Origin of the sequence: Halomonas sp. GT, from assembly GCF_002082565.1 — a bacterium.
Classification (GTDB): Bacteria; Pseudomonadota; Gammaproteobacteria; order Pseudomonadales; family Halomonadaceae; genus Vreelandella.
This window is the reverse complement of the sequence record NZ_CP020562.1, coordinates 1,322,408-1,341,484: the sequence shown is the minus strand read 5'-3', so window position 1 is coordinate 1,341,484 and position 19,077 is coordinate 1,322,408. Positions and strand designations below refer to the sequence as shown.

The window sequence follows — 19,077 nt, the reverse complement described above, 5'->3', positions numbered from 1 at the left end:
ATTATTTATCGTTGCGTGCTTGCTCAGTCGCTTGGGCACGAAGTTTGAAGCGCTGAATCTTGCCGCTAGGCGTTTTTGGCAGCTCATCGACGAATTCGATAACCCTGGGGAACGCATGAGTAGAAAGACGCTCACGCACTTGCTGGCGGATTTCATCAGCAAGCGCCTCACTAGCCTCATACCCATCACGCAGTACGATATAAGATTTAATCACCTCGCCACGAATCTCGTCTGGCTGGCCAACCGCTGCAGATTCGGCAACCGCAGGGTGGGTCATGACACTGTTTTCAACATCCGTAGGGCCAACTCGGTAGCCTGCGGTGGTAATAATGTCGTCATCGCGTCCGGCAAACTGAAATGAGCCGTCTTCATTGCGGATAACCACATCGCCAGTTAGGTAGTAACCATTCACAAAGGGGTCTTTTTCTTGCCAGGTATACCCTTGGAAGAAGTGGGCGGGTGAGTTTTTGATATCAACTGCAAGCACACCCGGCTCACCGGGCGGCAGCTCGTTATACTCGGCGTCCAAGATAGCCAAGCGGTAGCCCGGCATTGGCACGCCCATCGCTCCCACATGTTTAGGGTGGTCAAGGGAGTGATGGTTATTACATGTCATGCCGGTTTCTGTTTGACCATAGTGATCCATGACCGGACAACCTAACGACTTCTCCACCCAGGTCACTACTTCTGTATTCAGTGGCTCGCCTGCCGAACTCGCCGCGCGAAGCTCTAAGGTTTGGTGGGCATCATCGAACAGCCCTGACGCTTTCATTAAACGGTACGCCGTGGGCGCTGCGGCGAAGTTAGTAATATGGTGACGCTTCATGAACGCTAAGGCACCTTCTGCACTGAAACCCGCTTCACAGAAGTGCGTGGTAACACCGAGCAGCAGCGGTCCAGCGATCGCGTAATATAGCCCGTATGCCCAGCCTGGGTCAGCCATATTCCAAAAGCGGTCATCGTCACGAAGATCGACTGCTAGCTCCATATAGAGAGCAAACGCGGTCATACCAGAAAGCGGCACAGCCACTCCCTTTGGCTTACCTACCGTGCCCGAAGTAAACATTTGCAGAAAAGGTTTTTCAGGGGCAAGACGAGGTGGCTTGTCGCTCATTGACGTATACGTCAATGCAGTCTGCCAGTCATGATCATTAGGATGCTCACCAGTGGCTCCACCTACTGCCAAAACAGGTGGGCACTGACTTAGCCCATCAAACTTAAAGCGATTAGCGTGATCGGTAATCACTAGCTTGGTGTCAGCGCGCCCCAGTCGATAATCCACCGCATCAGGACCGAAAGCAGTAAATAACGGCTGATAAACCGCACCAATTCGCCAAGTAGCGAGCACAGCCACTAACAGCGCTGTTGAGCGCGGCAGCATGCAGGCAATACGGTCCCCTTCACCAAGCCCTTGGGCCTTAAACCAACCTGCAAGCTTGCCACTCAGTTCGTCCAACTCTGCATACGTCAGCGTATGGGTTTGCCCATTGATGTCTTCCTGCACGAGCGCAAGCACATCGCCTCGCCCTTGGCGCACATGACGACCGCAGCATGCTTCAAAGGCATTGAAACAACCATCCTGATGGTCATCCAACCGGGCAATCATGGTGTCAACCGTAAAGTCTTCCAGGAAGGTCGGATATGTGGGTAGTGACGCTGATGTTGCTGTCATGATGGCTCTCTTATGTTGTTAGTCGTGAGCATTGGTACGCAAACAGACAGGCCAGGGTTCCGATCTTACGCTTTATTATTGTCCGTTTACGTTAACGGAAACCTCGCAATTGAACTAACGCTAAAAGCATTTACGCGGGAGCGCAAGCAATCCTCGTCGTAAATGGATTAGACGTTGGTCGAGCGGGGGTATTAACGAACCATAATCATCGCAACAAGTTCATCGGCTAGATCATCGGGAGTACGCGGCCCACTCGGGTCGTACCAGCGAACTGTCCAATTCAACGCACCCAAAATAAACCGCGACACCAGAAAGCGGTCACCGTGAATAAGCTCCGCTGCCAGCGCATCGTCGATAACGTCTACCCACAGTGCTTCGTAGGCGTCCCGAAGGTGACTTAAATGGGCACTCGCATCAGGATCTAACCGTCGCCATTCAAATAACGCGACCACATGGGCGTTACGATCAGCAAAAAGCGTCTCTAAGTGCGCCCGGGCCATAGCATGCAAACGCGCCTCAGGATCATCCTCGCATTCTTGAAGTGCTGCTTTAGCAATACTGAGAGCATTCTGGGTGCCCTCCTCTATTACAGCAGCTAAGATTTCCTGCTTATCTTTGAAGTGATGGAACAAGCTGCCAGACTTGATACCCATTTCTTGCGCCAGCATACGCACTGTAGTGCGATCAAAGCCTTCTTGGACGAATAGCTGAGCCGCTAAACGTGTCAATTCCTTGCGGCGAGGGGAAGCATTCATTACATTCATGTCATTTACACTAGCGCTTGCTTGGTTACTTAGGAGAAGACCACAGCCCCGCCAACGGGTCAACGCATCACTAAGCTCACAGCAAGATAATCACAATAAATCCGTCAGGAGACGCACAAATGAGTAATGCCACCGAGGTTGTATTTTTATCTGCCACCCGCACGCCAATGGGCGGCATGATGGGAAGTCTTTCCAGCATGACGGCTCCCGAACTTGCGGCCGTTGCAATCCGCGCTGCCATAGAGCGAGCAGGTATTGAAGCATCCGTTATTGAAGAAGGCATCATGGGGTGTGTACTGCCCGCCGGCGTGAAACAAGGGCCAGCCCGCCAGGCCATGCGTCAGGCTGGCATTCCCGATGCCAATGGTGCTACCACCATCAATAAGCTGTGTGGTTCTGGCATGAAAGCCACCATGCTAGCCCACGATTTAATCAAAGCAGGGACTGGCGAAATCCTGCTTGCAGGCGGTATGGAGTCAATGTCTAATGCCCCACACGTGCTTACTAAAGCGCGTGGCGGCTACCGTTTAGGTCATGGCGAGCTGAAAGACCACATGTTCCTAGACGGCTTAGAAGATGCCGAAACCGGCAAATTGATGGGCGTTTTCGCCCAGGATGTTGCATCAGAGCGTGGCTACACGCGCGAGCGCTTGGACGACTTTGCCATTGCCTCTCTAGAGCGTGCCATGGACGCCACCAATAACGGCCACTTAGCGGCTGAAATGGCACCGGTAACAGTAACCACCCGCCAAGGTGAAACGCTGGTCGAACATGACGAACAGCCCTTCCAAGCCAAACTGGATAAAATTCGCCAGTTGCGCCCAGCGTTTGCCAAAGACGGGACTATTACGGCTGCCAACGCCAGCTCAATTTCCGACGGCGCATCAGCGCTTATTTTGGCCAGCCATGAAGCCGCTAAGCGTCATGGCGTGAAGCCACTAGCCAAAATGCTCGGCCATACCACCCACTCCCGCCATCCAAGCGAATTCACCATTGCGCCGGTAGGTGCGATTGAAAAGCTGATGAAAAAGCTTGGCTGGGGCGTTAACGACGTTGATCTCTTTGAGATTAACGAAGCATTCGCGGTCGTCACGTTAATGGCCATGGATGACTTAGGGCTACCTCACGATAAGGTGAATGTATTTGGCGGTGCTTGTGCCCAAGGGCATCCGATTGGCTCAACAGGTTCGCGGGTGATTGCGACGCTTATTCATGCCCTACGCACGAAAGGCGGCAAACGGGGTATTGCTAGCCTGTGCATTGGTGGTGGCGAAGCCACCGCCGTGGCCGTTGAACTCATCGATTAATACAATCAACTCCTCCGCGCCTTGGCATGCTGGTCATGCCAAGGCGCGCCCATCCTCCTTAGTGCCATAGGCTTCTGAAGTCGCTAATGTCTGCCAGTCCAACGACTTGAGTGTCTCTGCAGCATCGCTGACATCATCAAGATTACTGCTACGCTGATCCTCAGCCATGCGAAATTGGCCAGCATATTCACGCATTTGCAGAGCTTCTTGAGTTAGTCCTTCCGCACTTTGTGCCGCTTGATTGACCAGCCGCAACGTATCTTGGGTTGTCACATCAATTTGCGTGACCGCTCTATTCACTTCCTCAATACCACGCCGCTGCTCCTCAGACGCGCTGGCGATCCTCGCCATCAACTGCTCTACCTGAGTAGCCGACTGCATGATATCGCGCGTATGCTCACCCGCTTGCTGAGATAACTCACTCCCCTTTTCAACACTCTGACGAGATGCTTCAATACGTGACCGAATTTCATGTGCAGCATCAGCACTACGCGTTGCTAACGCTCGCACTTCGCTGGCTACCACCGCAAAGCCACGCCCGTGTTCACCAGCACGCGCCGCCTCAACAGAGGCGTTCAAAGCAAGAATATTCGTTTGAAAGGCAATGCTTTCAATCATTGAAATGATGCTTTGTATTTCTTCGGAGTGCTCGTTAATGGCCTGCATAGTCGCAATGAACTGGGCAATTACCTGATCGCCTTGCTGCGCTTTATGGGCAACACCCGTCGTTGCGTGACTCACATGCGCCGCACTTTCTGCATTCTGATTTACGGTTGCGGTTAACTGCTCAAGACTTGCCGCCATTTTTACAAGCGCTGACACTTGCGAGTCCGTTTGACCTGCCAATTGTTGGCTTTGAGCTGCCATTACCTGGCTATCGGTGTAAACCTGCTGACTGCTGTTATTAAGATGGTTAACCGTCGACGTCAGCGAATTTTGCATGTTCGCCAATTCACTAAACAACAGACCAATTTCATTAGCGGCATGGGCTTCAACAGGCGTTGATAAATCGCCCTTGGCAATGCGTTTAAAGTGCTGCGTTATTGCACGCAGAGGCTGCAATACATTGTTACGCACACCCCATACCACTAACGCTATGACCAGCATTGCCACCACAACAACGCCCAGCACTCCCCAAAACAGGAGTGATGATACTTTTTGAAAGCGATCAAGCAGCCCAGCCCCCCGGGAGACCGAGTAACCGTAGAAAGCTTCGACAGTACTCACGAACTGCTGGCTACTCTCATCCACGCGGGACTCGCCAGAAAGGAAGCCTCGAACATCGCGCTCTTCCAGCATCATCATTTGCAAACTTAAATTATTATCAACCAGCGAGCGGAAATCATTCGCTAACTGATCCACGAGCTCAAGCCGCTCTTCCTCAGCAAAATTCGAGTGGAAAGCGTTAAACCGGGCTGAAGCAGCACTCAATAAACGTCCTGCTTCTTCTAATAAAGGTTCTGGACGATCAAAAGATGGGGTGCGAATTAGCTCTGCAGCTCGATTCATTTGTATGCGGGCACGCAGCAGCTGAGTATAGGCCCCGTTAAGCTCACGTACCTGATTCATATCTCGCTGCTGCAGCGACGTAAATGCCTCACGACCAAAGTGATTAGCAAACAACCCCAACCCGCCAATCATCAATATAAGACAGGTGAAGGTCACTAACACCAGAGCCCAGCTCGCTTTAATGCTTAAATTATTAATCATGCGCATAAAAGCTCTCAACCACGTGACTGGTCGTCAGTATGCAGGGGCAGCCACAACTGTAGACGCCGACGGATCTCTAATAGCGCTTGCTCGTATGCATCTAATTTACTAATTAGCCTCGGATCGCGAATATCCCAGAAAAGCACTTCTCTCGCCCGCCCTTGCCAGTCTCTACAAACCTGTTGCGCCTTGTCACATAGCACAATGACAAAATCGAAGTACTCGTCTTCAAACTCACCTAATGACTTACTACGCAATCCTTCTGTAGAAAGCCCTTGTTTGTGCAGCGCCTCTAACGTTAGCGCATGGGGTTCATCTGGCTCGGAGCCTGCGCTAAAAGCATCAAAGCGATCACTTGCCATCTGGCGAAGCAGCGCTTCCCCCATCAGAGACCGTGCAGAATTGGCATTACAAAGGAACAGCACGCGGCGCTTTGGCATAAATAAATAACCTCTTGATGGGTGTAATTTCAGCAATTTACGCCTTCAAGATGACGTCTTTATTGCAGCCTGCTAGTTCCCGGTACAAATATACGAAAAAACATATATCATAACGATCAATAACCACTTCTTCGACACAAAAGGGGGTACCGCCAATGGCATTGCTTGACGATTTACCCAACGTAGATAGCAGTTTGTTCGAAACTCCCAATCATGAAACATTGAGGCTTCCCTCGAGTGACCAGCCTGCACCCAAAATCCTGCTGCTTTACGGCTCACTCCGGGAACGCTCATTCAGTCGATTAGCCGTTGAAGAGGCCGCTCGGCTACTCAATGCAATGGGGGCTAGTACAAAAATTTTTGATCCCCGTGGCTTACCTCTGCCTGATGCGGAAGATGCGAGCCATCCTAAAGTGGATGAGCTGCGTGCACTGGCACAGTGGGCCGATGGCATGGTGTGGTGCTCACCTGAGCGCCATGGTGCGATGACCGGCATTATGAAAGCACAAATAGACTGGATTCCTCTTGCGCTAGGTGGTGTTCGTCCCACCCAAGGTAAAACCCTTGCCGTGATGCAAGTGTGCGGTGGCTCCCAGTCGTTTAACACGGTGAATCAGCTGCGCATTTTAGGCCGCTGGATGCGTATGGTGACGATTCCTAACCAGTCATCGGTGCCTAAGGCTTTTATGGAGTTCGATGACAACGGCCGCATGAAACCTTCACCCTTTTATGACCGCATTGTTGATGTCATGGAAGAGCTGGTGAAATTCACCCTGCTGGTTCGTGAGCGTAGCGATCTGCTAACCGACCGCTACTCTGAACGTAAAGAGAGTGCCGAAGAAGTCTCCAAACGCGTCAATCAACGCGCTATTTGATCAGGGAGTGGTTTTATGACGACCCAGAGCAACTCTTCACCCACCAGCGCCGACATGGGGCTGTTTGAACGCTACCTTTCCGTATGGGTAGCGATTGCCATTGTTGCCGGGATTGCACTTGGGCAGTTCGCCCCTGCCGTGCCAGAGGTGTTATCACGGTTTGAGTATGCCCAGGTCTCCATTCCGATTGCCGTATTAATCTGGGCGATGATTTTTCCCATGATGGCGCAGATTGACTTCAGTGCTATTGCAGGAGTGCGCCGCCAGCCAAAGGGACTGACTATTACCACCACAGTCAACTGGCTGATTAAACCTTTCACAATGTTCGCTTTGGCCTGGTTGTTTTTCATGGTGATTTTTCGGCCATTTATTCCTGAAGAACTGGCCAGCCAATACCTAGCGGGCGCCATATTACTAGGGGCAGCACCCTGCACCGCGATGGTATTTGTATGGAGCTACCTGACCCGCGGCGACGCGGCTTACACCCTTGTTCAAGTAGCTTTGAATGACTTGATCATGCTGTTTGCCTTTGCGCCGCTTGTGGTGCTGTTACTAGGAATCTCAAATATCCAAGTGCCATGGGACACAGTTATTTTATCGGTGGTGCTGTACATCGTGATTCCACTTGCGGCTGGCTACATCACCCGTAAAACATTGATCGCCAAGCACGGTGCTGAATGGTACGACAACGTATTTATGAAGCGGGTCGGCCCCATCACCCCCATCGGATTAATCGTTACCCTGGTGTTACTATTTGCCTTCCAAGGCGACGTTATTCTGAATAATCCGCTGCATATCGTATTAATCGCCATTCCGCTAATTATCCAAACGTTTTTGATCTTCTTTATCGCCTACGGCTGGGCCAAAGCGTGGCGTGTGCCGCACAACATCGCTGCTCCTGGTGCAATGATCGGCGCCAGCAACTTTTTTGAACTAGCGGTCGCAGCGGCCATTGCACTGTTTGGCTTACAGTCAGGTGCCGCGTTAGCCACGGTAGTCGGTGTTTTAGTTGAAGTACCACTTATGCTCGCGCTAGTACGTATTGCTAATAAAACACGTCAGCATTTTCCTGAAAACACATAACAAAGAGATACTCGGATGGCACATTACTTAGTTTTTCTCGGTTCAACTCGAACCTCTACGCCGCCCGCCCCTGCTCGTTTAGGCGAGCGGGTATCCCAGGCGTGCAAACGCCTACTTAGATCGCTACCCGATACAACGGCAGAGGTTATAGACCCGCTAACGTTAGACCTTAACGGCCCTTTTAAACCACATTTTGCTTACGCAAAAACAGCGGTTCCTGATGATCTTGAAGCTCTTGCAGGCAAGATTGAACAAGCCGATGGCTACGTGATGGTCAGCCCCGAATATAACCACTCCATGAGCCCAGCGCTGAGCCATTTGCTGAATCATTTTGGCGCATCGCTTTTTGCGTTTAAGCCCAGCGCTATCGTGACTTACTCCATGGGGCAATGGGGAGGCGCACGTGCCGCCGTTAGCATGCGCGCATTTCTATCTGAGCTTGGCTGCCTGCCAGTGTCTGCCATGATCCATATACCCAAAGTCCAGGAAGCACTGAACGACGATGGGCAATTTGCCCGGGAACATGAGCGCTGGGAAAGCTATTTTGGGCGCACGTTGGGCCAATTAACGTGGTGGGCAGAAGCGGCCAAATTGCACAAAGCCGAGCAAGATCCCACAACGCTATCACCTGCGTTTAATAAATCGCCCGCTCAGCGCAATGCGCCTAAAAACGATAAAACTTTTTGAACGGCCATCAATAGCGCTGCGTAAGAGAGGGTGAATTGACCAATCTGATCGACATAGATAATGCTGCGATCGCTTTTGTTCAACAACAGGGAGGCGTTGTAACCGTGCGACTATCGCCTAAGTACGGCTGCTGTGGTGGCCTTGCCAGCGTGGCAGTCGCGGAAACACAAGCCCCAAATAATCCGGAAGCTTTTCAACGACAGGTTTATCAAGGGATTACATTATGGGTCGCGCCTGAGCTGGCTGCTCAAGGGCTGCGCATTGGCGTGGAAGGCTGGTGGAAGTTGCGCCATCTTTATGTGGATGGCGCGGCGTTATCAACAGACTAAAAACTGGCCTTTAGGTAACCTGCTTTGGCAACGCCAGTGCCATCAATGAACTGGCTGCCACTAAGGCCGCCGATACCCATAGACAGGCGCTCAGCCCGTAAGCCATATACAGCCAGCCTGACAGCAGCGTTCCAACCAAACGCCCCATGGCGTTGGCCATATAGTAGAAGCCAACATCCATCGAGACGCCATCGGCACGGGCATAATGAACAATCAGGTAACTATGCCAGCTGGAATTAATCGCAAACAGCACACCAAACGCTAAAAGCCCGACCACCAGCCAACCTACCTGCGCCAGCGGTAGTAACGCCAACAAAATCGCTAGTACCGCTAAAGCGGCTGCCCACCCTGCGGTTAGCGCGCGGGCATCCCCTTTAATCAATCGGGTAAGTTTAGGTGCCTGGGTTTGTACCCCACCGTAGCCAATAATCCATGCTGCCAGTAATCCCCCCACTGTCCAATGAGTCCAGCCGTGCTGATCATATAAAAACACCGGCAACGCCACGACAAACCAGACATCCCTAGAAGCAAACAGGCAAAAGCGCGCCGCTGAAAGCACGTTGATGGCACGAGACTTGGAGAAAATCTCCGAAAACTTAGGCTTTACTTTTTGGCGCCCTAAGTCTGCTTTTAAGCGCCATAAAGAGACCAGTAATACCGCGCTCAGCATCACCGCCATAGCAATCACCGCGCCACGGAAACCAATCAGCGTTAGCAACACCCCACCGATAAAAAAGCCTAGACCTTTCAATGCATTTTTAGAGCCAGTCAGCATCGCTACCCAGCGGTAGAGAGAGCTATTGGCGTTGGCACTGTCTTTAGGCACCAGTACTTTGACCGCACTTTTAGCACTCATTTTATTTAAGTCTTTGGCGATGCCAGAGAGCGCCTGCGCCGCCATCACCCAAACAACCGTGAGCATCCCTGCGGGCACCATCAGCATGGCAAGCGCAACAATTTGCAGCCCCAGCCCCACATTCATCGTGCGGTTCAAGCCTAACCGCGCACCAAGCCAGCCACCTACCAAGTTGGTCACTACGCCAAACGCTTCATAGAACAGAAACAGCATGGCAATTTGCAGCGGCGAGTAACCTAGCTGATGGAAATACATCACCACCAGCATGCGCAGCGCGCCGTCGGTAATGGTAAACGCCCAGTAGTTGCCAGTGATCAGCATGTATTGACGCACCTCGAAAGGTAGCGCCTTTACGCGCGCGAACATCTTCACCAAATCAGCCACGAGCCACCTGCTCACTCGCTATCTGCTCACCACCTACCATCAGAGCCAACTCAGCCGTGCGGTTAGCGTAGCCCCACTCGTTGTCATACCAGGCGTAAAGCTTAAGCTGGGTGCCGTTGACCACCATGGTAGAAAGCGCATCGATAATGGAGCTGCGCGGGTCGGTGCGGTAATCAATCGATACCAGCGGGCGCTCTTCATAACCCAAAATACCGGCAAGCTCTCCCTCCGCGGCCGCCTTCAGCGCCAGATTAACGTCTTCCGCCGTGACCGCGCGCTCAAGCTCAAACACCATATCGGTGAGCGATGCGTTGGCCAGCGGTACGCGAATGGCATGGCCATTGAGTTTGCCTTCCAGCTCGGGGAAAATTGCGGTAATCGCTTTCGCAGAGCCGGTCGTTGTCGGAATCAAACTCATACCGCAGGCACGGGCACGACGCAGGTCTTTATGCGGCGCATCCAGAATGGTTTGAGTGTTGGTAATATCGTGTATCGTCGTCATCGAACCATGGCGAATACCAAAGGTTTCCTGAATCACTTTAACGACCGGTGCCAAACAGTTAGTGGTACAGCTAGCGGCAGTCACGATACGATGCTGAGCGGGATCATAAAGGTGATCATTGACACCTACCACTACGTTCAGCACGCTGGCTTCTTTTATCGGCGCACTGACCACCACCCGCGCAACGCCTTGATCAAGGTACGTCTGGAGTTTGGTGGTTTCTTTCATTTTGCCAGAGCACTCGATGACCACGTCACACGCTGACCAGTCACTGTCAGCAATCGCTGTATTAGCGCTAAATGCAACAGTTTTACCATCTAAAACAATCGCATCGTCGGAAGCGGTAATCCCTATACCAGGAGACCAGTGGCCGTGCACCGAATCAAACTCGAGCAGGTGGGCAAACGTTGCTGAATCACCGCCAGGGTCGTTAATACGCACAAGCTCTACTCTCCCAGCTTCAACGTCAGCCCATAGGCTGCGTAATGCCAGCCGACCAATACGACCCAATCCGTTAATACCGATACGTAATCCCATAAGGCCTCCTATTTAGATAAACGTATGGATGAACGTCTAAATAAATGAACAGTGCAAAAACCGTAATTTAAATATGCGAAAAATCATATATGAAAAACTAAAAAAATGCCTGCAGGTTAGCTTGGCGCTAGCCTACAGGCAGTTTTAGTTAACCGTAACGACCGGAGATATAGTCTTCGGTTTTTTTCTTTGCAGGAGTTGAGAACATCACTTTGGTATCGTTGTACTCGATGATTTCTCCCAGGTGGAAAAATGCCGTGTAGTCGGCTACCCGTGCGGCCTGCTGCATATTATGCGTCACGGTAACAATGGTGAACTGCTCTTTCAGCTTATCCATTAGATCTTCGATCGTTGCTGTAGAGATCGGGTCCAACGCAGAGGTAGGTTCATCCATTAAAATCACATCTGGCTGCACTGCAATCGCTCGGGCAATACACAAACGCTGCTGCTGGCCGCCGGATAATGAGGTGCCTGGCTCCTGCAGTTTATCTTTCACTTCATTCCACAAGCCTGCATCACGCAAGGCTTTTTCAACAAGCTCATCCTGATCTGCCTTACGACTAACCATGTCATGCATACGCGGGGCGTAGGCAATATTTTCGTAGATAGACTTAGGAAAAGGATTTGGCTTCTGAAAGACCATGCCGACACGACGGCGCAACGCCACTTCATCCATCTTAGAAGCGTTGACGTCATGCCCATCCATTTCGACCAGCCCCTCAGTGTGCACACTAGGAATCAGGTCATTCATGCGGTTAAGGCAGCGCAAAAAGGTCGATTTACCGCACCCCGAAGGGCCAATCAGCGCGGTCACATTCTTCTGAAAGAGATCAATATTTAACCCTTTTAACGCTTGGGTTTTACCGTACCAGAGGTTCAAATCACGAACGCGGATACTTAAATCATGGCAAGCCTTTTCATTACGCGTATAAGGCTGCCCCACGTCGGGCAGATTCTGCTGGTTCATGACAGGTGCATGGCTGTTCATAGTAATGTCCTCTATGACGTGCTGGCCTACCAGCGACGCTCGAATTTCTTACGTAGTACAACGGCAAAGGCGTTGAGTGAGATGAGTATGGTGAGCAGCACTAAAATACCGCCGGCGGTTTTTTCTACAAACGCCTGCTCTGGCTCACCTGACCAGGTAAATATTTGAGCGGGCATTACCGTTGCGGCATTAGTAAAGGAAGCCCCTACATCAGGGATAAATGCCACCATACCAACAATAATCAGCGGCGCTGTTTCACCCATTGCCTGCGCCAAACCGATGATAGAACCCGTCATGATGCCAGGCATTGCCAAGGGAAGAACATGATCACGCACTACCTGCCAGCGTGAGCACCCTACTCCAAACGCCGCATGACGAATGGAATCCGGCACGCTGCGCAGCGCCGTCCGCGTAGAAATAATAATCACCGGAAGTGTCATCAGCGCTAGAGTCATACCACCTGCCAGTGGCGAAGAACGTGGCACCCCAAAAAAATTGATAAAAATTGCTAAGCCCAACAAACCGAATAGAATCGAAGGTATGGCGGCTAAATTGTTGATATTAATTTCAATTGCTTGGGTAAATCGGTTATCTGGTGCAAATTCTTCTAAATAAATCGCTGTCATTACACCGATGGGAAACGCAATCAACAGGGTGACGATCATCGTCATCACCGTCCCGACAACCGCTGACAAAATACCTGCATTCTCGGCAATTTTTGAATCACCAGAACCGAAGAAGGTTTTATTGAAGCGTAGATCCACCTGGCCTGCTGCTACACGCTCGTCAATTTCTGCCTTTTCTTGATCACTGAGGCGATTGCGGTGCCCCTTTAGATATTGATCTACTTCACTGTTTGCCAACATCCACTGCTGTTCTGATGTTCCGATTAGCTCAGGGTTGTTACGCAGTTGAAGCGGAATTACCCTCACCACAGTGCGGCTAATCAGCGGTATCAAATCATCATCAAATGCTTGACGGCCATCGCGGCTAGCTTCTTCTGAATAACGTATTTCTGCATTGATGTACGCCTGCTGAAAAGCGGGCAACCCTTTGCTCAACATATCTGCAAAGAACAGCACCAAAAACAGCCCCGCTAACCCCAGCGCCCCCATGGATACCCACTTCAGGCGTGCCGACTTACGGTGACGCCGCTTAAGCTGCTGGCTGATCTCGTCAAAAGTATGGCTCATCGAATCAGTTCCTCGGCGTTACAGGTTATTTACGCGGTATTTTTCACGGAAGCGGCGAATCATTAAGACAGACACTAGGTTGAGCGTCAGTGTCACCGCGAACAGCACCAAGCCCAGGGCAAACGCCGAGAGAGTTTCGGCACTTTCAAATTCCTGATCGCCAGTGAGCGCCGCTACAATGCGAACAGTCACCGTCGTCATGTCCTCTAATGGATTAGCTGTCAGATTCGGTCGCATACCCGCGGCCATCACCACAATCATCGTTTCGCCCAGCGCTCGTGACATACCAAGCAATGACGCAGAGATAATCCCTGGTAAGGCAGCAGGTATCACAACATCACGGATGGTTTCACCTTTGGTCATCCCCAATGCGAGCGAACCTTGTCGCATACTGTCTGGTACAGAATTAATGACGTCGTCAGAAAGTGATGAAATAAATGGGATGATCATAATCCCCATCACTACACCGGGTGCGACGGCATTGTTATAAGAGGCATCTAAACCAAAGAACCCCGCAATGTTTACAATAATTGGGGCAACGGTAATGGCAGCAAAGAAGCCATACACCACGGTTGGAATGCCCGCCAATACTTCAAGTACAGGCTTAGCAACAGTGCGAACCCTAGTAGGCGCATATTCCGACATATAAATAGCAGAGAGCAGCCCTACCGGCACTGCCACCAACATCGCAATAGCGGTGATCATAAAGGTGCCCGCAAATAGCGGCACTGAACCAAATTCTGCTCCGCTGCCGTCACCACGCCCTGCCGATGCTAAAAAGCTCGCACCTGGATTCCATGTGGTGCCGGTAATGAACTCCCAGAAGCTGTGCATCTGAAAAAAGCGTAAAGCTTCTGAAATAATTGAGAATAGTATTCCGAAGGTTGTGAAAATCGAGATCAAAGCCGCGCCCGCTAAAATCCACCGAATAACGCGTTCAATGGCTTGGCGCGCGTGGAACTGAGGTTTTACCTGAGCAACACCTACGGCGAGACCAGCGGCGGCCACCACAAGACTAGCGGCAAACAAATAAAGCGGGGGTATCTCAGCGCCTAGTAGCAATAAAAGCAAAGAGCCGACTGCACCCACTAGCACTGCTGGCCCTGCGGTTGAGAGAACAGCAAACCATGCATACTGATCTGGCTGCGCATACATCGCAGCTCCTGACGCGCGTACACGGGAAGCCTTTGCGCGGCCAATAAAGTAGGCCGCTAGCCCAAGCAGCAAGAGCACAGTGCAAAAGAGTAAAAGTAGCTGGTTAGTTTGCATCGAATTTCTCTCGCATCACCTAATGAAATCGTGTTGGCGACCACTTTGGAGTAAAAACATGACAGCAATGTGACAAACACCAAGATATAGCCAACTCAAACTAAAAGGCCGGTAGCTTATGCTACCGGCCTTTTGTATCTAGCGTTCTAACTTACTTCAGGTCTTCAACAGTTAACTGAGCACGGTCAGCAACGCGCTGACGAGCTTGCTCACGCTCAGCTTCGGGCAACGGAATCAGGCCAATATCAACCAGATAGCCATCACTGCCAATCATTAGCTCTTCCATAAACATGTTGGCATAGTCATACATTGGCGGTACTTCATCAGCGTGCTGGTTCTTGAGGTAGAACCACAGCGAGCGAGCAACTGGATATTCACCAGAACTAATTGCTTCTACTTCTGGCTCAACACCATTAATAGACGCGCCCTGGATAGTATCCGGGTTTTCAGTCAAGAAAGAGTATCCAAAGATACCGAACGCTTTAGTGTCTTCAGACAAACGCTGAACGATCAAGTTATCGTTTTCACCTGCATCAATATAAACGCCGTCTGAGCGAATGTCGGTGTAACCTTCGTCACCGTAAGCACCCAACTCTTCTGAAGCTACTTCCATCACCAGCTCTTCAAAAGCATCTCGGGTACCAGAAGTCGTGGGCGGTCCATAGATAGAGATCTCACGATCCGGTAAAGAATCGTCGATTTCGCTCCAGTTGGTGTAAGGGTTATCAACCAGCTCACCATCAACGGGAACCTGAGCGGCAACTGCTAGGAAAATATGTTCTAGGGTAAAGTCTGCTGCGTCGTTATCAACTGATTGTCCAAGAACGATACCGTCAGAACCGATTTTAGCCTCGGTAATATCGGTAACACCGTTCTCTTCACAACGCTCGAATTCAGAGGGTTTCATACGACGAGAAGCGTTGGTGATATCGGGTGTGCCTTCGCCAACACCATTACAGAACAGGCGCAAACCACCACCTGAACCGGTTGATTCAATAACAGGGGTAGGGATACCGGTAGTGGCACCGAACTCTTCAGTAACGTAGCTGGCAAATGGATAAACGGTACTGGAACCTACGATGCGGATCTGGTCACGTGCCTGGGCAACACCGGCAACGCTCATTACGGCAGCCGCTATCACGGTAGTTTTTAGAATACGGTTCATGCGAAATACTCCTGTCGATGTAAGGTTTTGGCCTTCGCAAGACGTACTTTGCACCGCTTCAATGACAACTTTGTGACACGACGTGACATCATAAAAATTTTTAGTCCGAAATACCGCATACTACTGGTACTAAATTAACAGCCCCAACGCAGCCAACGTACATAGCCCAAGCGAGACACCTTGCAGTAATCGTCTATCCAATCGATGGGCAATCGTATCTGCCAACGCATTACCTATCAGTACTGCAGGTAGAAACGTCAACGCCAATTTGAAATGCCAAGCAGATACTTGGCCTGCGAGCGCTAATGTCGTGAGCGTAAGGAGAGATGTCAGAATAAAGAAAGCGGCTAAATTGCCGCGCAAGCGATCCGGCGGAAAGCCATGCATTAGCAGAACGATTGGAGGACCACCGATGGCGGCCACCGTGCCAAAAATACCTGACAGCACACCTGCCAAGAGCAGCGTCACACGGTTTACAGGGGGCTTGAAACGAAACAGCGTTACAACCACAGCAAACAGCACGATAGCAGCGATTAGTTTTTCAAGTATTACCATCGGGGCAGCTAATAATAACCAAATGCCCAACGCATTCCCTGGCAAGCGGCCAATTAATGCAATACCTATCGCATCCAGGCGTATTTCTTGCCAGTAGTGGCGCACCATCAGCAATGAAACCGTGAACCCAAACAACACCAGAACCACCGGCACCAAACGTGGCTCTAGCATCAAAAGTAGTGGCGCCCCTACCACCGCCAAACCAAAGCCTGTCGCACGCTGTACAAAAGCACCCAGCATTAATACGGCTGAACAGGCCAGCCACATGCCAAGTGGCATGTCTATCCATGGCAACAAGTTATTCATCTAAATCGGTCATCATGCTTTTTTGCTAGCACCATTCTGCAGACACAGCATCAGTATGAATCATCATACGCGGGCTTTTTTGTCAGCTTCCGGACACCGATATTACCCAACAGCGCAGCCCCCAGCATTGTAAGCACCATTGGCCACAGGTGCTCTACCTGGAACAAGCCCACCAGCACGCCCGCAATTGCCCCGCAGCTAAACTGGATGCCGCCCAGCAATGCAGTTGCCGTAGCACTGATATGTCCAAAATGATCCAATAACGCAGAGATGGCATTAGGCGTGATCAAACCAATCATGCCGGTAAACAGCATGATCAGGGGAACCACAACATACAGCGACGCCAGATTAAGCGCTGTCGCGATAACAAGCCCCAGCGCTGCAATTAACTGAATCATCAACCCCAATCGTAAATTCTGTTGTGGTGAGCGCTTACGCAGCAAATGAATATTGACGCGATTAGACAGCGCAATCACCAACACATTGACGCCAAATACCATTGGGTAAACGCTAGGTGATAGCGAGAAGTAATCCAGATATAAAAATGGAGAAGCGGTTACAAAAGCAAACAGCCCTGCGAATGAAGCTGCGACAGCGCAAATATAGCCCATCCCCTCTTTATGACGCAGCACGCTGGCATAGTTGCGTATGACTTGGCGTGGCGAAGCCGCGGGCAAGTTAGTATCTCGTGTTTCAGGTAAGCGAGTACCTAGTAGCCAAAGCAGAAACCCTGCGTAAGCAGCTAAAAACACAAATATCAGCCACCATCCTGCAATGTGCAGCAAGATACTACCCACGGCAGGTGCCACCAACGGCGCAAGCATCATGATCATGGCCATCGTCGACATGACTTTGGCGGCTTCACGTCCGCTAAAACAGTCGCGCACAATCGCCGCTGAGTTCACCACACAAGCGCCGCCACCCAGTGCTTGAATAAATCGCCATACCAGCAATGAGGACAAACTATCAACGGTAGTGATCATTAGGCTTGCGAGCATAAACACCACTAAGCCACTGAGCAAAACAGGCTTACGCCCCACTCTGTCCGACAGCGGCCCAAAGCACAGCTGACCGATTGCGAAACCAAATAAAAACATACTGATAGAGAGTTCAGTATGGTGAATGCTCGCATTAATGTTTTCTGCCAGAATCCCCATGGCTGGTAAGTAAGCATCAATCGCAAACGGCGCAAGCGCTGTGTTGGCCGCCACCAACAGCGCCACCCGACGAGGATTAAGTTCCATAAACATCCTTGAAGTTGGCATTAATCAGCGGAGAATGCCGCTGAATAGATAGGCCGCTAATCATAATCGATTCCATTACATTTGTCGGTCTCTGTTCGCCACGCAATGCCCTTGCTAAAGTATCCCAACGGCAACTATCTAAACGACAGCTATCTCAAAGACAACTATCTCAAAGACAACTATCTCAAAGACAACTAAGGAGCGATGCATGGCAGCTAGCCTATTAACTCAATTAAAAGAGATGACCACCGTTGTCGCTGACACCGGCGACCTTGACGCGATCCGCCGTTTTCAGCCACAAGATGCCACGACCAACCCCTCGCTCATTTTGCAAGCTGCACAGCAGGAAGATCGGCGAACACGGCTCGCCAGCATTGCTAAAGAAAGCACTGACCTGGAAGATGCAGTAGATCGCGTGGCAGTTGATATCGGCAGCGAAATCAGCAAGCTGGTCCCCGGCTACGTATCAACTGAAGTCAGTGCTCGACTATCGTTTGATTGTGATGCCACTATTGCCAAGGCGCACTCGCTGATTGAGCGATATGCACAGCATGGAGTGGGCCCGGAGCGTATTTTGATCAAAATGGCGTCGACTTGGGAAGGCATCCAAGCCGCTCGCCAGCTTGAACGCGATGGCATTCGCACTAACTTAACCCTGCTATTTGGCTTTGCCCAGGCACAGGCATGTGCGGATGCTGGCGCAACGCTTATTTCACCATTTGTTGGCCGTATTCTCGATTGGCATAAAGCCAAATCCCCTGACACAGATTTTAGCGGTACCAACGACCCAGGCGTGCAGTCTGTTAAGCGCATTTACGACTACTACAAAGACCATGGCTACCCCACCATCGTCATGGGCGCAAGCTTCAGAAACGTGGGTGAAATTCAGGCGCTAGCTGGCTGTGATCGTTTGACGATTTCCCCTGCACTACTTAACGAGCTAGACGAACTTCAAGGAGAGTTGCCGCAACAACTTATTCCCAAAACCGCTAGCAGCGCACCGAGTGAAGCGTTAGCCCAGGCGGATTTCCGCTGGGCAATGAACGAAGATGAGATGGCGACGGACAAACTGGCAGAAGGTATCCGCAAGTTTATGGCTGACCAGCGCAAGCTCGAAGAACTGCTTAGTAAGCTTCGCAGCAGCTAACACGATTACTGACTCCGCTTGATCGCTAACATAGATAGGCGAAAGAAAAACAAAAAAGCCCTCT

Annotated in this window: 18 protein-coding genes; 6 read left to right on the top strand and 12 right to left on the bottom strand. The window is 51.0% G+C overall.

The window, feature by feature from the left end; all coding sequences use genetic code 11:
- Position 1 precedes the first annotated feature (1 nt).
- Positions 2 to 1,672 (bottom strand): AMP-binding protein, encoded by a 1,671-nt coding sequence (locus B6A39_RS06300; RefSeq protein ID WP_083002678.1) that lies wholly within the window; start codon positions 1,670 to 1,672, stop codon positions 2 to 4.
- A 191-nt stretch (positions 1,673 to 1,863) separates the two neighbouring features.
- Positions 1,864 to 2,427 (bottom strand): TetR/AcrR family transcriptional regulator, encoded by a 564-nt coding sequence (locus B6A39_RS06295; protein ID WP_083002674.1) that lies wholly within the window; start codon positions 2,425 to 2,427, stop codon positions 1,864 to 1,866.
- A 128-nt stretch (positions 2,428 to 2,555) separates the two neighbouring features.
- Between B6A39_RS06295 and B6A39_RS06290 the strand changes: the two genes are divergently transcribed.
- Positions 2,556 to 3,743 carry an acetyl-CoA C-acyltransferase gene (locus B6A39_RS06290; protein ID WP_083002670.1) on the top strand — a complete coding sequence of 396 codons (1,188 nt, stop codon included), beginning with the start codon at positions 2,556 to 2,558 and terminating at the stop codon, positions 3,741 to 3,743.
- Positions 3,744 to 3,776: 33 nt separating this feature from the next.
- Here the strand turns inward: B6A39_RS06290 and B6A39_RS06285 are convergent, their stop codons facing one another.
- Together B6A39_RS06285 and B6A39_RS06280 are read right to left on the bottom strand one after the other, a co-directional pair.
- Positions 3,777 to 5,459, bottom strand: coding sequence for a methyl-accepting chemotaxis protein (locus tag B6A39_RS06285; RefSeq protein WP_083002666.1), 1,683 nt, complete (start codon positions 5,457 to 5,459; stop codon positions 3,777 to 3,779).
- An 8-nt stretch (positions 5,460 to 5,467) separates the two neighbouring features.
- A complete protein-coding gene (locus B6A39_RS06280) occupies positions 5,468 to 5,893 on the bottom strand; it encodes an arsenate reductase ArsC (RefSeq protein WP_083002663.1) in 426 nt (141 codons plus the stop codon).
- 155 nt (positions 5,894 to 6,048) lie between these two features.
- Between B6A39_RS06280 and arsH the strand changes: the two genes are divergently transcribed.
- Genes arsH through B6A39_RS06260 form a run of 4 tightly spaced genes read left to right on the top strand, consistent with a single transcriptional unit; the run spans position 6,049 to position 8,867 of the window.
- Complete coding sequence (arsH, locus tag B6A39_RS06275; RefSeq protein ID WP_083002659.1) at positions 6,049 to 6,768, top strand: arsenical resistance protein ArsH; 720 nt, start codon at positions 6,049 to 6,051, stop codon at positions 6,766 to 6,768.
- Positions 6,769 to 6,783: 15 nt separating this feature from the next.
- On the top strand, positions 6,784 to 7,851 hold the full coding sequence (gene arsB, locus B6A39_RS06270) for an ACR3 family arsenite efflux transporter (RefSeq protein WP_083002656.1): 1,068 nt from the start codon (positions 6,784 to 6,786) through the stop codon (positions 7,849 to 7,851).
- A 15-nt stretch (positions 7,852 to 7,866) separates the two neighbouring features.
- Positions 7,867 to 8,538, top strand: a complete 672-nt coding sequence (locus B6A39_RS06265) for an NADPH-dependent FMN reductase (protein ID WP_083002652.1) — start codon at positions 7,867 to 7,869, stop codon at positions 8,536 to 8,538.
- 35 nt (positions 8,539 to 8,573) lie between these two features.
- Entirely contained in the window at positions 8,574 to 8,867 is a 294-nt protein-coding gene (locus B6A39_RS06260) for a CC/Se motif family (seleno)protein (RefSeq protein WP_083002649.1), read from the top strand.
- Between the two features lie 10 nt (positions 8,868 to 8,877).
- Here B6A39_RS06260 and arsJ read toward each other — a convergent pair whose 3' ends face one another.
- The 8 genes from arsJ to B6A39_RS06220 form a co-directional block, all read right to left on the bottom strand.
- Positions 8,878 to 10,089 carry an organoarsenical effux MFS transporter ArsJ gene (arsJ, locus tag B6A39_RS06255; RefSeq protein WP_083007866.1) on the bottom strand — a complete coding sequence of 404 codons (1,212 nt, stop codon included), beginning with the start codon at positions 10,087 to 10,089 and terminating at the stop codon, positions 8,878 to 8,880.
- A gap of 10 nt (positions 10,090 to 10,099) precedes the next feature.
- Positions 10,100 to 11,146, bottom strand: a complete 1,047-nt coding sequence (locus tag B6A39_RS06250; protein ID WP_083002645.1) for an ArsJ-associated glyceraldehyde-3-phosphate dehydrogenase — start codon at positions 11,144 to 11,146, stop codon at positions 10,100 to 10,102.
- 148 nt (positions 11,147 to 11,294) lie between these two features.
- Entirely contained in the window at positions 11,295 to 12,134 is an 840-nt protein-coding gene (gene pstB / locus B6A39_RS06245; protein WP_083002642.1) for a phosphate ABC transporter ATP-binding protein PstB, read from the bottom strand.
- 26 nt (positions 12,135 to 12,160) lie between these two features.
- A complete protein-coding gene (pstA, locus tag B6A39_RS06240; RefSeq protein WP_083002639.1) occupies positions 12,161 to 13,327 on the bottom strand; it encodes a phosphate ABC transporter permease PstA in 1,167 nt (388 codons plus the stop codon).
- Between the two features lie 18 nt (positions 13,328 to 13,345).
- The gene (pstC, locus tag B6A39_RS06235) at positions 13,346 to 14,596 is read right to left on the bottom strand and encodes a phosphate ABC transporter permease subunit PstC (protein ID WP_083002636.1); all 1,251 of its coding nucleotides are present in this window, start codon (positions 14,594 to 14,596) and stop codon (positions 13,346 to 13,348) included.
- A gap of 151 nt (positions 14,597 to 14,747) precedes the next feature.
- Positions 14,748 to 15,761 carry a substrate-binding domain-containing protein gene (locus B6A39_RS06230; RefSeq protein ID WP_083002633.1) on the bottom strand — a complete coding sequence of 338 codons (1,014 nt, stop codon included), beginning with the start codon at positions 15,759 to 15,761 and terminating at the stop codon, positions 14,748 to 14,750.
- A gap of 129 nt (positions 15,762 to 15,890) precedes the next feature.
- Positions 15,891 to 16,622, bottom strand: coding sequence for a sulfite exporter TauE/SafE family protein (locus B6A39_RS06225; protein ID WP_083002629.1), 732 nt, complete (start codon positions 16,620 to 16,622; stop codon positions 15,891 to 15,893).
- 50 nt (positions 16,623 to 16,672) lie between these two features.
- The gene (locus B6A39_RS06220) at positions 16,673 to 17,866 is read right to left on the bottom strand and encodes a Bcr/CflA family multidrug efflux MFS transporter (protein WP_083002626.1); all 1,194 of its coding nucleotides are present in this window, start codon (positions 17,864 to 17,866) and stop codon (positions 16,673 to 16,675) included.
- 208 nt (positions 17,867 to 18,074) lie between these two features.
- On the opposite strand from B6A39_RS06220, the gene tal reads away from it, so the two are divergent.
- Positions 18,075 to 19,013, top strand: a complete 939-nt coding sequence (gene tal / locus B6A39_RS06215) for a transaldolase (RefSeq protein WP_083002622.1) — start codon at positions 18,075 to 18,077, stop codon at positions 19,011 to 19,013.
- Positions 19,014 to 19,077 lie beyond the last annotated feature (64 nt).

Bases quoted from the DNA above. Each gene is read 5' to 3' on its own strand.
- B6A39_RS06300 (WP_083002678.1), bottom strand. From the start codon at position 1,672: ATGACAGCAACATCAGCGTCACTACCCACATATCCGACCTTCCTGGAA.
- B6A39_RS06295 (WP_083002674.1), bottom strand. From the start codon at position 2,427: ATGAATGCTTCCCCTCGCCGCAAGGAATTGACACGTTTAGCGGCTCAG.
- B6A39_RS06290 (WP_083002670.1), top strand. From the start codon at position 2,556: ATGAGTAATGCCACCGAGGTTGTATTTTTATCTGCCACCCGCACGCCA.
- B6A39_RS06285 (WP_083002666.1), bottom strand. From the start codon at position 5,459: ATGCGCATGATTAATAATTTAAGCATTAAAGCGAGCTGGGCTCTGGTG.
- B6A39_RS06280 (WP_083002663.1), bottom strand. From the start codon at position 5,893: ATGCCAAAGCGCCGCGTGCTGTTCCTTTGTAATGCCAATTCTGCACGG.
- arsH (WP_083002659.1), top strand. From the start codon at position 6,049: ATGGCATTGCTTGACGATTTACCCAACGTAGATAGCAGTTTGTTCGAA.
- arsB (WP_083002656.1), top strand. From the start codon at position 6,784: ATGACGACCCAGAGCAACTCTTCACCCACCAGCGCCGACATGGGGCTG.
- B6A39_RS06265 (WP_083002652.1), top strand. From the start codon at position 7,867: ATGGCACATTACTTAGTTTTTCTCGGTTCAACTCGAACCTCTACGCCG.
- arsJ (WP_083007866.1), bottom strand. From the start codon at position 10,089: ATGTTCGCGCGCGTAAAGGCGCTACCTTTCGAGGTGCGTCAATACATG.
- B6A39_RS06250 (WP_083002645.1), bottom strand. From the start codon at position 11,146: ATGGGATTACGTATCGGTATTAACGGATTGGGTCGTATTGGTCGGCTG.
- pstB (WP_083002642.1), bottom strand. From the start codon at position 12,134: ATGAACAGCCATGCACCTGTCATGAACCAGCAGAATCTGCCCGACGTG.
- pstA (WP_083002639.1), bottom strand. From the start codon at position 13,327: ATGAGCCATACTTTTGACGAGATCAGCCAGCAGCTTAAGCGGCGTCAC.
- pstC (WP_083002636.1), bottom strand. From the start codon at position 14,596: ATGCAAACTAACCAGCTACTTTTACTCTTTTGCACTGTGCTCTTGCTG.
- B6A39_RS06230 (WP_083002633.1), bottom strand. From the start codon at position 15,761: ATGAACCGTATTCTAAAAACTACCGTGATAGCGGCTGCCGTAATGAGC.
- B6A39_RS06225 (WP_083002629.1), bottom strand. From the start codon at position 16,622: ATGAATAACTTGTTGCCATGGATAGACATGCCACTTGGCATGTGGCTG.
- B6A39_RS06220 (WP_083002626.1), bottom strand. From the start codon at position 17,866: ATGGAACTTAATCCTCGTCGGGTGGCGCTGTTGGTGGCGGCCAACACA.
- tal (WP_083002622.1), top strand. From the start codon at position 18,075: ATGGCAGCTAGCCTATTAACTCAATTAAAAGAGATGACCACCGTTGTC.